The sequence below is a fragment of the Micromonospora sp. NPDC049580 genome, from assembly GCF_040675595.1.
Lineage (GTDB): Bacteria > Actinomycetota > Actinomycetes > Mycobacteriales > Micromonosporaceae > Micromonospora.
In genome coordinates, this window is sequence record NZ_JBFAPG010000014.1 from 20,137 (window position 1) to 31,918 (window position 11,782).

General features: G+C 70.3%; 12 protein-coding genes. 10 read left to right on the top strand and 2 right to left on the bottom strand.

Annotation, left to right across the window (positions count from 1 at the left end; translation table 11 throughout):
- Nucleotides 1–92: 92 nt before the first annotated feature.
- Nucleotides 93–626: a DUF402 domain-containing protein gene (locus AB0J68_RS02555; protein WP_363935631.1), complete on the bottom strand. Its 534-nt coding sequence runs from the start codon at nucleotides 624–626 to the stop codon at nucleotides 93–95.
- Between the two features lie 173 nt (nucleotides 627–799).
- On the opposite strand from AB0J68_RS02555, the gene AB0J68_RS02560 reads away from it, so the two are divergent.
- From AB0J68_RS02560 to AB0J68_RS02570, 3 genes are all read left to right on the top strand, one after another.
- Complete coding sequence (locus tag AB0J68_RS02560) at nucleotides 800–1,363, top strand: TetR/AcrR family transcriptional regulator (protein ID WP_363935632.1); 564 nt, start codon at nucleotides 800–802, stop codon at nucleotides 1,361–1,363.
- Nucleotides 1,356–2,639: an FAD-dependent monooxygenase gene (locus AB0J68_RS02565; RefSeq protein WP_363935634.1), complete on the top strand. Its 1,284-nt coding sequence runs from the start codon at nucleotides 1,356–1,358 to the stop codon at nucleotides 2,637–2,639. The genes AB0J68_RS02560 and AB0J68_RS02565 overlap by 8 nt, the downstream gene beginning before the upstream one ends.
- An 88-nt stretch (nucleotides 2,640–2,727) precedes the next feature.
- The gene (locus AB0J68_RS02570) at nucleotides 2,728–3,549 is read left to right on the top strand and encodes an NAD(P)-dependent oxidoreductase (RefSeq protein ID WP_355065734.1); all 822 of its coding nucleotides are present in this window, start codon (nucleotides 2,728–2,730) and stop codon (nucleotides 3,547–3,549) included.
- A 57-nt stretch (nucleotides 3,550–3,606) separates the two neighbouring features.
- Here the strand turns inward: AB0J68_RS02570 and AB0J68_RS02575 are convergent, their stop codons facing one another.
- Nucleotides 3,607–4,464, bottom strand: a complete 858-nt coding sequence (locus AB0J68_RS02575) for an SPFH domain-containing protein (protein WP_354856013.1) — start codon at nucleotides 4,462–4,464, stop codon at nucleotides 3,607–3,609.
- Between the two features lie 224 nt (nucleotides 4,465–4,688).
- Here AB0J68_RS02575 and AB0J68_RS02580 point away from each other — a divergent pair, with 224 nt between their 5' ends.
- From AB0J68_RS02580 to AB0J68_RS02610, 7 genes are all read left to right on the top strand, one after another.
- On the top strand, nucleotides 4,689–5,450 hold the full coding sequence (locus AB0J68_RS02580) for an ABC transporter ATP-binding protein (protein ID WP_355065736.1): 762 nt from the start codon (nucleotides 4,689–4,691) through the stop codon (nucleotides 5,448–5,450).
- A complete protein-coding gene (locus AB0J68_RS02585) occupies nucleotides 5,437–6,129 on the top strand; it encodes an ABC transporter ATP-binding protein (protein ID WP_355065738.1) in 693 nt (230 codons plus the stop codon). Before AB0J68_RS02580 ends, AB0J68_RS02585 begins: the two co-directional genes overlap by 14 nt.
- 51 nt (nucleotides 6,130–6,180) lie before the next feature.
- Nucleotides 6,181–7,431 carry an ABC transporter substrate-binding protein gene (locus tag AB0J68_RS02590; RefSeq protein ID WP_363935636.1) on the top strand — a complete coding sequence of 417 codons (1,251 nt, stop codon included), beginning with the start codon at nucleotides 6,181–6,183 and terminating at the stop codon, nucleotides 7,429–7,431.
- Nucleotides 7,428–8,309 carry a branched-chain amino acid ABC transporter permease gene (locus AB0J68_RS02595; protein ID WP_363935638.1) on the top strand — a complete coding sequence of 294 codons (882 nt, stop codon included), beginning with the start codon at nucleotides 7,428–7,430 and terminating at the stop codon, nucleotides 8,307–8,309. Before AB0J68_RS02590 ends, AB0J68_RS02595 begins: the two co-directional genes overlap by 4 nt.
- Nucleotides 8,306–9,319, top strand: a complete 1,014-nt coding sequence (locus tag AB0J68_RS02600) for a branched-chain amino acid ABC transporter permease (protein ID WP_355065744.1) — start codon at nucleotides 8,306–8,308, stop codon at nucleotides 9,317–9,319. The genes AB0J68_RS02595 and AB0J68_RS02600 overlap by 4 nt, the downstream gene beginning before the upstream one ends.
- Before the next feature lie 76 nt (nucleotides 9,320–9,395).
- Nucleotides 9,396–10,040: a transcriptional regulator gene (locus tag AB0J68_RS02605; protein WP_354856019.1), complete on the top strand. Its 645-nt coding sequence runs from the start codon at nucleotides 9,396–9,398 to the stop codon at nucleotides 10,038–10,040.
- 119 nt (nucleotides 10,041–10,159) lie between these two features.
- Nucleotides 10,160–11,767, top strand: coding sequence for an MFS transporter (locus AB0J68_RS02610; RefSeq protein WP_363935642.1), 1,608 nt, complete (start codon nucleotides 10,160–10,162; stop codon nucleotides 11,765–11,767).
- Nucleotides 11,768–11,782 lie beyond the last annotated feature (15 nt).

Consider the following 11,782-nt stretch of genomic DNA (forward strand, 5'->3'; position numbering starts at 1 on the left):
TGCCGTGGCGTGACCCGGCCGCCCGTCCCGGCGAACGGCCAGCCCGATCCTCGTCGCCGCTGTCATCCGGCTCAGCTGAGCGGGACTGGCCTTCATCCGGCGTCGATGAGGGACCAGTCTTGAGGAAATACGACGTGCAGCAGGTCGGTGATACTGGCCGGTGGGAAGTCCGGCCAGGAGCGTTGCGGGTCGTGCCGTCGGTTGAGACGTCGATCAAGGAAACGCTGGGTACGGATGAGTCCATCGGTCGCCTCACCCATGCTGAGCGCGCCGTCCTGCATGGCCGTGGCGTACTCGTCGAGATCCAGGACTCGGTAGGGATGGTCGCCAGGTCCGACGATCACGTCGATCCACAGGTCGTCGACCGTGACCACGCTCCCATGATCAATGACTCGTACCAGGTCGCAGTACCACCAGCCCTGCTGCTCGGCTGGGAACAGGACCGGCTGATTGATCTGGAACCCGTCATCGAGCAGCACGAAGCTGCGCTGCTCATACGGTCGATTGTCGAGGTGAAATCCCCAGTCGTAGACGATGGCGTCGCCAAGGCGCAGCCCCGCCGCGCGCAGCTTCCCGTCGCGCACCACGGTCACGGCGGTCGCCTCACGCTCGGAACCATCAGTCACATGCAGCAGCTTCGCAGGTCGACGACTCGACGATCAACCTTGTCGGCACGACCAGCCCCGATCGCTGCGGCTGGTCCGAACCGGACCGGGAGGTCTTCATCAACCAGGTGGTTGACAGCTCGACACACGGATGCTGAACTGTCAACCAACCGCTTGGTTGGGGATGGTGGAGGATGACCGAACGGCTCGATCGCCGGCAGGCGCTGGTGCACGCAGCCTTCTCGGCGATCGCCGAGGGTGGCTTCGAGGGGTTCCGGCTGCGGCCGATCGCCGCGGCGGCCGGCATCGACCACTCCACCCTGCACCACTACTTCCGGACCAAGGCCGACCTGATCGCCGCAGTGCTCGAGCACGTCACCAGCCAATTCGAGGCCACGATGCACGCCGACCTGGAACCCGCCGCCCGATTACGGCAACACCTCAGCGAGATCGCCACCGCGGTCGCGCAACGGCCCGAGTTGTTCATCGTGCTCGATGAGCTCGACCTTCGGGCTCGACGGGACGAGTCCACCGGGGCCGATATCGAGCGGGACGAACAGGGCTGGCGGGACGCGCTCGCGGCGATCTTCACCGAAGGCGTCGCGCGACACGTCTGGTCGGTGGACCTCGACGTCGCTGCCAGCGTCGAGCTGGTGATCGCCACCGTCAAAGGCATTCGTCTGCGTCCCGACAAGGCCGAGTCGGTGGTCAACCAGCTGTGCGACCTCTTCGCACCAGAAAGTCTCACCCATGACTGACGTGCTCATCGTCGGCGGTGGCATCGGCGGCCTCGCTCTCGCCCAGGGTCTGCGTAAACACGGCATCACCGTCGCCGTGTACGAGCGTGACCGACGCCGCGACGACCGGGTGGACCGCTACCGGCTCGCGATCAACCCGGCGGGCAGCCGGTCGCTGCGTGCCTGTCTGCCTGACCGACACTGGCAGGCGTTCATCGGCACCGCGGGCCGGCCCGGCGGCGGTTTCGGCTTCCTGGGCACGGACCTGCGCACGCTGGTCCTCGTGGAGGACGCGGTCATGTATCCCGACGATCCCGACCCCGCCGAACGGGCCTACCCGGTCGACCGTCACACGCTGCGCGGCGTTCTCCTCGACGGACTCGACGACACCGTCCACTACGACAAGGCATTCGAGCGCTACGAGCTCGCCGCCGACGGTCGCCCCACCGCGCGCTTCGCCGACGGGACGTCCGCCACCTGCGACGTCCTGGTCGGCGCGGACGGGATCAACTCCCGGGTACGGGCGCAGTACCTGCCGACCGCCACGCAGAGAGATGCCGGTGCGGTAGGCGTCGGGCTCAAGTTGCCGCTGAACGACGACACCCGAGCCTGGTTACCTGCCCGGCTGGCTGAGGGCATGAACCTCATCGTGACCGGTGCGCCGCACTTCCTGTTCACCTCCGTGTTCGAACGCCAGCAGCCGGTGGGGGACGACTATCTGCTGTGCGCGTTCGTCGCCCGTAACGAGCTGTTCCCCTCGCGTCCGGAGCGCCTCGACGGCCCACAGTTGAAGGCCTACGTCGCCGGGCTGATCACCCACTGGCATCCTGCGCTCCGCCAACTGATCGACCAGTGCCCACCGAACGACGTGAGTGCGTTTCCGTTCCAGGCGTCCGACCGTCCGGCGCCCTGGACGCCCTCGCCGGTCACCGTGCTCGGCGACGCCGTGCACGGCATGCCACCGGCCGGCGGTAACGGCGCCAACACCGCACTGCGCGACGCCGCCCTGCTCACCCGGCAGTTGTCGCTGGCCGACGGCGGCCACCTGCCGCTGCTGGATGCGATCGGCGGATACGAGGCCGAGATGCGCGAGTACGGATTCGACGCCGTCGACCTGGCCCTGCGGACGCTGCACCAGGGCATGATGAGCAACCGGGTGAGCGTGGGCCTGACCCGTGGCTGGTTCAGCCTCTGCGGCATCGCGTCACCGCTGCGCCGGATGACGTTCGGCGCGAGCTGGGCCAAGATCAGCGCCCCCCGCCAGTGGGAGCGGTCCGCCACCAACCGGACGAGCTGATCCGCTCGACCGGTCCGGGGCCAGGGCGCCCGCTGGGTGGTCACCCTGGACTGGCCATCCTGTCGGTGCGGGCCGGCAGGATGGCGTCATGGGTTCACGTCTGGGCACGGTCGTCGTCACGGGTGCCGCCGGTCGCATTGGTTCGGCGGTCTGCCGTCACCTACGCGACGACGTGCGCCGCCTCGTTCTGGTCGATCGGGTGCCCTCGCAGCCGCAGTCGCCGACAGACCGGGCGATTCAACTGGATCTGGCGGACGCCGACGCGGTGACCGCCGCGCTCAAGGGCGCGGACGCGGTGGTGCACCTGGCCGGGCTGCCGGACGAGGCACCCCTGGCCGACCTGCTGGAGAGCAACGTGCTGGGCACGTACCACGTGTTGGAGGCGGCCCGTCGGCAGCGGGTAGGGCGGGTCGTCCTCGCCAGCAGCAACCGTGTCACCGGCTTCTACCCCGTCGGCCAGGTGGTCGGGCCGGACGAGCCGGTCCGACCGGACGGTTTCTACGGGGTGAGCAAGGTCGCTGTCGAAGCGCTCGGGCGCCTGTACGCCGACAAGTTCGGCCTGTCGGTGGTGTGCCTGCGCATCGGCAGCTTCGAGGACGCGCCGGACGAGGCCCGCTACCTGGCGACCTGGTTGAGCCCGCGCGACGGCATCGGTTTCGTTCGCGCGGCTCTCACCGCTCCCGACGTGCGCTTCGCGACCGCCTACGCCGTGTCCGCCAACACTCGGGCGTTCTGGGACACCACGGCCGGGGCTCGGCTCGGCTATCTGCCGGTGGACAACGCGGAGGTTTTCGCCGACGGGGTGCCCGGTTCGCGCGACCCGGTCGACCCCGCCGCCCTGCAGGGCGGCGCCTTCACCGACGCCGCGTACTCGCTGCGGCACGTCAGGGCGGACGAGCCGTCCTGTTGAGTTGAGCATCGAGCGGCACGGCGCCGGCCCACCTGCCACGGGTGGGCCGGTTCCTTCTCACTTGCCGGTGACGATGCCCGGGTTGATGCACAGGCCCGGGTTGGCGCCGTTCTTCTCGGCGATCTCCAGGCAGCGGGTGACCTTGTCGACCTTCGCGTTGGTCTCGGTGATCTGCTTGGAGATCTCGGCGTTCTTGCGGTCCTGCTCCAGGTTGCGGGTCTGGGCCAGCTTGTCCTGGAACGCCTTGATATTGCCCTCGGTCTTGTCGTCGTGGTTCACCCGGGTGATGGTCACCGAGAGGATGTCCACGTCGCTGGCGAGGCGGGTGTCCGCGCTGGTCTTGATGTTCGCCGCGAACGGCTTGAGGTCGACGTTGAGGTCACCGGTCCGCGCGTCGATCTTCTCCAGCGGGTTGTACGCGGCGAAGGCGTCGTTGACCGCGCTGTCGAGCTGCACACCCACCCGCTGGCCCCGGAAGCTGTCGAAGTCTCCCTTGTAGTCCATGAACTGCTTCGGCGCGTTCTCCGGCCTGACCTGCCACTCGATGAGCACCTCGACGCAGGCGTCGGCGAGCGTGCCGGTGCGGACGCGTACGCAGTTGTTGCCGCCGATGTGGTCGTACTTCTGCCGGCCGGCGTCCCACTCGCCGACCTTCTGCCAGGGGGCGACCCACTTCAGGCCGGAGCCGGTCACCTTGCCGGTGGGCTTGCCGAAGCTGGTGACGATGCCGACCGAGCGGATGGGCACCGAGTGGGCGCTGGAGGTGACACCGACCAGCAGGGTGAGGGCGAGAAAGACGAGCGTCGCGAGGGCGGCCATCCGCTTCAGCGACCGCGCGGGGGCGACGAGAGCCAGGACGGCGCTGACCGCCAGGGCGACGGCGAAGACGATCGCCATGGTGAAGCCGACGGGCATGGGGTGGGGACCTTCCGCTGGGCTGTGTGGATCATCAACCTAGGAGGTCGGGTCAAGTCGGCTGGACGGGGGAGTGGAGGCCGGGCACGTCCTCTGCCCGTCGAATATGGATGCGATCGACATGGCTCGACTCGCGCGAGCGGCCGTAGGTTTCCTCCACGCGACGGGCCTGTGACCGCGGTCACCGAATCGACCGTCGCCGCGACCGTGCGGAGGATGAGGCGATGGCCGGGCAAGCGCTCCTGTCGGCCCGCGGGCTGACCCGGGACTTCCGGGGCTTCCGGGCGGTCGACGAGGTCGACCTGGACGTCGCGCCGGAGAGTGTGCACGCGCTCGTCGGCCCGAACGGCGCCGGCAAGACCACCCTGTTCAACCTGCTCACCGGGTTCCTCGCGCCCAGCGGCGGGCGGATCGAACTGGCCGGGCGGGACGTCACGGGGCTGCCGCCGGAGCGGGTCGCCCGGCTCGGCGTGGCCCGCTCGTTCCAGATCACCAGCCTCTTCCCGCAGCTGTCCGCCCGCGAGCACGTCGCGCTGGCGTTGCAGTCCTCCAGCGGGCTGGGCTGGCGGTTCTGGCGTTCGGCGAAGCTGCTGGACCGCTACACCGAACGGGCCGACGAGCTGCTGGCCATGGTGGGGTTGGCCGACCTGGCGCAGGCCCCGTCGGCGGCGCTGGCGTACGGCCGCAAGCGGGCCCTGGAGCTGGCCATCGCCCTCGCGCTGGACCCGAAGGTGCTGCTGCTCGACGAGCCGACCGCGGGGATGGGCCTGGAGGACGTCGACCGCACCGTCGAGCTGATCAGCCGGGTCCGGGCGGGCCGCACCGTGGTCATGGTCGAGCACAACATGAGCGTGGTCGGCCGGCTCGCCGACACCGTCACCGTCCTGCAGGCCGGCAGGGTCCTCGTCGAGGGCCCGTACGAGCAGGTCCGCGCCGACGAGCGCGTGATCACCGCCTACCTGGGAGCCGCTGATGCTGCGCATTGAGAACCTCGCCGCGTTCTACGGCGAGGCGCAGGTGCTGCGGGAGGTCGGCCTGGAGGTCGCCGCCGGCGAGGTGGTCACCCTCGTGGGCCGCAACGGCGCCGGCAAATCCACTCTGCTGCGCTGCGTGATGGGGCTGCACTCCGGCCAGCGCGGCACGGTGGAGCTGGACGGGCGGGACATCACCAGGCTGCCCGCGCACCGCCGGGCCCGCCTCGGGCTGGGCTGGGTGCCCGACGACCGGGGCAGCTACGCCACCCTGACCGTCACCGAGAACCTCACCCTGCCGCCCACGGTCGGCCCCGACCCGTGGCCGCTGGAGCGGGTGTACGAGGCGTTCCCCGCTCTCCACACCCGGCGGGACTCGGCGGCCACCATGCTCTCCGGCGGCGAGCAGCAGATGCTGGCCCTGGCCCGGGTGCTGCGCATGGGTGCGCGGCTGCTGCTCTGCGACGAGCCCACCGAGGGGCTGTCACCGCTGCTCGTGCAGCAGGTCGGCGACCTGCTGCGGGAGGCCAAGCAGCACGGGGTGACCGTGCTGCTGGTCGAGCAGAACCTGCACTTCGCCACCGGCGTCGCCGACCGGCACTACCTGCTGGCCGAGGGACGTGTCGCCGAGGCGATGGACAACTCCGAGGTGCGCTCGCGCGAACGCGAGCTGCTCGCGTACCTCGGGATCTGATTCTTCTCAACGACGAGCCGCGCGACGGCGCGCGGAATGGATGGAGTGGGCATGCGCAGGACGGTGGGTGTGGCCGCGGCGTCGGCCGCGGTGGTGCTGGTCGCGGGTTGCGGCGGCGGTGGACCCCAGTCGGGCGGCGATCAGAAGCTGACCGGCGACAAGATCGTGCTGGGCGTGCTCAACGACCAGTCCGGGGCGTACTCGGAGTTGTCCGGCAAGAACTCGGTGACGGCGGTGGAGATGGCCATCGCCGACTTCACCGCGAAGTACGGCGACAAGGCGGTGACCAAGGACATCACCGTGGAGACCGCCGACCACCAGAACAAGCCGGACGTGGCCAACTCCAAGGCCCAGGAGATGTACGACCGCAAGGGCGTCGACCTCATCCTGGACGTGCCCACCTCGTCGGCCGCGCTGAAGGTGGCCGACGTGGCGAAGGAGAAGAAGAAGCTCTACTTCAACATCGGCGCGGCGACGACCGACCTGACCGGCAAGAGCTGCAACAAATACACGTTCCACTACGCCTACGACACGTACATGCTGGCCAACGGCACCGGGAAGACCACCACCGAGCAGATCGGCAAGAACTGGTACATCCTCTACCCGAACTACGCGTTCGGGCAGGACATGGAGAAGAGCTTCTCCACCGCCATCACGGCGGCCGGCGGGACTGTCGTCGGGAAGGACGGGGCGCCGTTCCCGAACACCAGCGGCGACTTCTCGACGTTCCTGCTCAAGGCGCCGACGCTGAACCCGAAGCCGGACGTGCTGGGCACCATGCAGGCCGGCGCGGAGCTGGTCAACGTGGTGAAGCAGTACAACGAGTTCAAGTTGCGCGACAAGGGCGTCGGCCTCGCCGTGGGCCTGATGTTCCTCACCGACATCCACTCGCTCACCCCGGCCGCGCTGGCCGGCACGACGTACACCGACGCCTGGTACTGGAACTTCGACGCGAAGAACCGGGAGTTCGCCGACCGGTTCCAGCAGAAGACCGGCACCCGGCCGACGTTCGCGCACGCCGCCAACTACTCGGCGGCCCTGCAGTACCTGGAGGCGGTGCAGGCCGCCGGCACCGACGACGCGGACACCGTGGTCAAGGGGCTGGAGGGCAAGACGGTCGAGGACGTCTTCCTGCGCAACGGCAAGATCCGCGCCGAGGACCACCGGGTGGTGCACGACGCGTACCTGGCCCAGGTGAAGCCGCAGGCCGAGGTCACCGAGCCGTGGGACTACGTGAAGGTGCTCAAGACGATCCCCGCCGCGGAGGCGTTCCGCGCGCCGTCCGCGGACTGCAAGCTATGAGTGGTTTCGCGCAGAACACCTTCAACGGGCTGGTGAGCGGGGCGTTCTACGCCCTGCTCGCCCTCGGGCTCGCCGTCATCTTCGGCATGCTGCGGGTGGTCAACTTCGCGCACGGCGCGTTCTACATGCTCGGCGCGTTCGGCGCGTACGTGCTGCTCACCGAGGCGGGCGTGCCGTTCTGGGCGGCCCTGGTGATCATGCCGGTGGGGCTCGGGCTGCTCGGCATGGCCCTGGAGCGCGCGGTGATCCACCGGCTGACGAAGCTCGACCCGCTCTACAACTTCCTGCTCACCTTCGGCCTGACGCTGATCCTGCAGGACCTGGTGAAGCTGCGCTACGGCGTGCAGTCCAGCCCGTACGCGACCCCGGCGCTGTTGGACGGGACCGTGAACTTCGGCCTGTTCGACTTCCCGACGTACCGCGTGTTCATCCTCGGCTTCGCGGTGCTGCTCTGTGTGGCGGTGTGGTGGGTGCTCACCCGGACCCGGATCGGCATGGTCGTCCGCGCGGCCACCGAGCGGCCCGACCTGACCCGGGCGTTCGGGATCGACGTCGGGCGCTGGGTGACGCCGGTCTTCGGCTTCGGCATCGGCCTGGCCGGGCTCGCCGGTGTGCTGGCCGCGCCGATGCGCGCGGTCAACCCGCTGATGGGCGCCGACCTGATCATCGTGGTCTTCGCGGTGGTCGTGATCGGCGGTCTGGGTTCCATCTTCGGCTCGGTCGCCGCCGGCTTCGGCATCGGCCTGGTGCAGGCGTGGGGCGAGGCGTACCTGTCGAACTTCCCGATCGTGTCGCAGACGATCGTCTTCGTCGTGATGGCCGGCGTCCTGCTCTGGCGTCCGGCCGGCCTGTTCGGTCGTGAGGAGGCCCCGGCATGACGAGCACCGTGGACACTCCCGCCGACGCGTCCCGCTCGACGCCGCCGTCCGGGCTGGTCGCCGTGGCCCACGCCCCCGGCTGGGTGCGGTACGCGCTGCTCGCCGTCGGGCTGGCCGTCGCGGCCTGGCTGCCCAACGGCCTCTACCCGGCCGTCGCGGTGGACATCCTCTGCTGGGCGCTGTTCGCCGTGGCGGTGGACCTGCTGCTCGGCTTCACCGGGCTGATGTCCTTCGGGCACGCCGCGTTCTGGGGCACCTCCGCGTACGTCACCGGGTTGGTGGCCATCCACGCCGGCCTGCCGTTCCCCCTGGCGGTGCTGGCCGGGGCACTCGCCGCGGCCGTCCTCGCCGTGCCGATCGGCTATCTCGCGGTCAAGCGGACCGGCATCTACTTCGCCATGGTGACCCTCGCGTTCGCGCAGATGGTCTACTACGTGGCCAACGAGTGGCGCTCCGTGACGCAGGGGGAGAACGGCCTGCAGGGGGTGCCCCGTTCGTTCTTCGGCCTGGATCTGACCGACGACTACTACTTCTACTATGCGATCCTGCCGATCGTGCTGCTCGGGCTGGCCGCCGCCTGGCGTATCGTGCACTCGCCGTTCGGCCGGGTGCTCGTCGGCATCCGCGACAATCCGGCCCGCGCCCGTGCCCTGGGCTATCCGGTGCACCGCTACAAGCTCACCGCGTTCGTCCTGTCCGGGTTCATCGCCGGCCTCGGCGGCGGCCTGTTCGCGGTGGGGCACCGGTTCGTCTCGCTCGACGTGCTGCACTGGACCACCTCCGGCAAGGCCGTCATCGTGGTGGTGCTCGGCGGGATCGGGACGCTGTGGGGCGGGGTGCTCGGCGCCGCGGTCGTCGTACGCCTGGAGGACTGGTTGTCGTTCTCCGGATTCGAGGCGATCGGCCTGGTCACGGGCGGCATCTTCGTCCTCGTGGTGGTGCTCTTCCGGCGCGGCATCTGGGGCAGCGCCGCCGCGCTGGCCCGCCGGCTGGCGCTCCGGCGCCGGTAAATTCCCGCCGGGCGCATCCGCCGCGCGCGCTCGCGGCGAACCCCCGGGTAGAGAACGTCTACCCGGGGGTACGTCTGTGCTGACCGAGCCGATGCTGACCGAGCCGATGCCGGCCGACGCCGTGCAGACCGCGCTCAAGCGGGTCTCGCTGGCGGCCGAGGACCTGGACGGTAACCGTGTCGCCGCGCTGACGCGGGAGCTGGCCGCCGAGTGGGGCGTGCCGGCGCTCTGGGAGCAGGTCTGTCGGCCGTTGCTGGGGCGGTTGTCGGGGCGCGGCGCCGCCGAGATCGCCGTCGAGCACGCCCTGGCCGAGGGTGTCCGGGTCGGACTGGACGTGTACCGCCGCGAGCCCGGCCGCTCCCTGCCCGTCGGCGGGGTGCTGCTGGCCGGGGCCGAGCAGGAGACGCACTCCCTCGGCCTGCACGCGCTCGCCGCCGCCCTGCGGGAGCAGGGCCGCGGCTGCCTGCACCTGGGGCCCGCGCTGCCCTGGCCCGCCCTGACCAGCGCGGTGTACCGGGCTCGCCCGCACACCGTCGTGCTCTGGTCGCAGACGCCGGTCACCGGCCGCGCGTACCGCCTCGTGCGCTTCGCCCGGGACTTTCCGCGCCTGCGGGTGTACGGCGCCGGGCCGGGCTGGATCGAGCCGCTGGCCGCGCCGGTGGGCCATCTGGGCGGGCTGCCGGCCGCCGTCGCCGCCTGTCTCGCGGCACAGCGGAGGTGATGCCCGCCACATACGATACGGATCCGTTCCGTATCGTTAATGCCCGCCCTTAGGCTGTCCCGCGATACGAGTCTGGCTCGTATCGTATTGCGTCGGGTGCAACCGGGGGGAGAACGGGCATGGAACTGCACGAGAACACGGGACACCCGAGGAGGTGGGCGATCCTGGGGGTGCTGGTGATCAGCCTCCTCGTTGTCGTCCTCGACAACACGATCCTCAACGTCGCGCTGCGCACCCTGGCCGACCCGGTGCACGGCCTCGGGGCCAGCCAGGGCGAGCTGGAGTGGTCCATCAACTCCTACACGCTGGTCTTCGCCGGACTGCTGTTCACCTTCGGGGTGCTCGGCGACCGCGCCGGCCGCAAGCGCTTCCTGATGATCGGGCTGGCGCTGTTCGGCCTGGCGTCGCTGCTCTCCGCGTACGCTCACAGCCCCGCGCAGCTCATCGCGGCCCGCGCCCTGATGGGGGTCGGCGGCGCGGCCATCATGCCGGTGACGCTCTCGATCATCTCCAACGTGTTCGACCCGCGTGAGCGCGGCCGGGCCATCGGCATCTGGGCCGGCGCGGTCGGCCTGGCCGTGGCGATCGGTCCGATCCTCGGCGGCACGCTGCTGGAGCACTTCTGGTGGGGCTCGGTCTTCCTGATCAACGTCCCGGTGGTCGTCGCCGGCGTTCTCCTGGTGGCGCTGCTCGTCCCCGAATCGCGTGACCCACGCCCCGGCCGCGTCGACCTGCTCGGCGTCCTGCTCTCCGTGGTCGGCCTGGTGGCCCTCTCCTACGGCATCATCGACGGTGGCGAGCACGGCTTCGACCGTCCGGTGGCCTGGGGCTCGATCCTGGTGGGCCTCGCCGTGCTGGCCTGGTTCGTGCGGCACGAGCTGCGCTCCGACCACCCGTCGCTGGACGTCCGGCTGTTCAAGGTGCCGCGCTTCGCCGCGCCGGTGGCGATCGTCGGCCTGGTGTTCTTCGCCGCGATGGGCGTGATGTTCTTCAGCTCGTTCTACCTGCAGTTGGTCCGCGACTACAGCCCGCTGCAGACCGGCCTGCTCTTCCTGCCCTTCGCCGGCGCCCAGCTGATCTTCGCGCCGCGCAGCGCCGCGATGGTGCGCCGCTACGGCGGCCGGGCGGTCGCCGCCGTGGGGCTGGGGCTGACCGTGGTGGCGCTGGCCGCGTTCGCCTTCATCGGCGCGTCCACCCCGATCTGGATCGTGCTTGTCGTCTTCTTCATCCAGGGCGTCGGGATGGCCAACATCATGCCGCCGGCCACCGAGTCCATCATGTCGGCGCTGCCCCGCGAGAAGGCCGGCGTGGGCTCCGCGGTGAGCAACACCGTCCGCCAGGTGGCCGGCGCGCTCGGCGTGGCGGTCCTCGGCTCGGTGCTCTCCGCGGTCTACCGCAGTGACGTGGGCGACGCGTTGACCGGCCTGCCCGCACAGGCCCAGGACGCGGCCAACGAGTCGATCTCCGGGGCGTACGCTGCGGCCGCGAAGCTCGGCCCGGCGGCGCCGACGCTGATCTCGGCGGCCAACGACGCCTTCGTCACCGCCATGCACTGGGCGGCGGCGCTGTCCGCGGTCGTCGCGGCCCTCGGCGTGCTGGTGGTGCTGCGATGGATGCCGGGTCGCGACGCGCTGGCTCCGGCCTCGGCGGGCCCCCCCCCCCCCCCCCACAAAACGGCCCCGGGGACGGCCCCAACCACCAACCCGGCCCCCGGGGGCAGGGGGTAGGGAACAAACACCCAA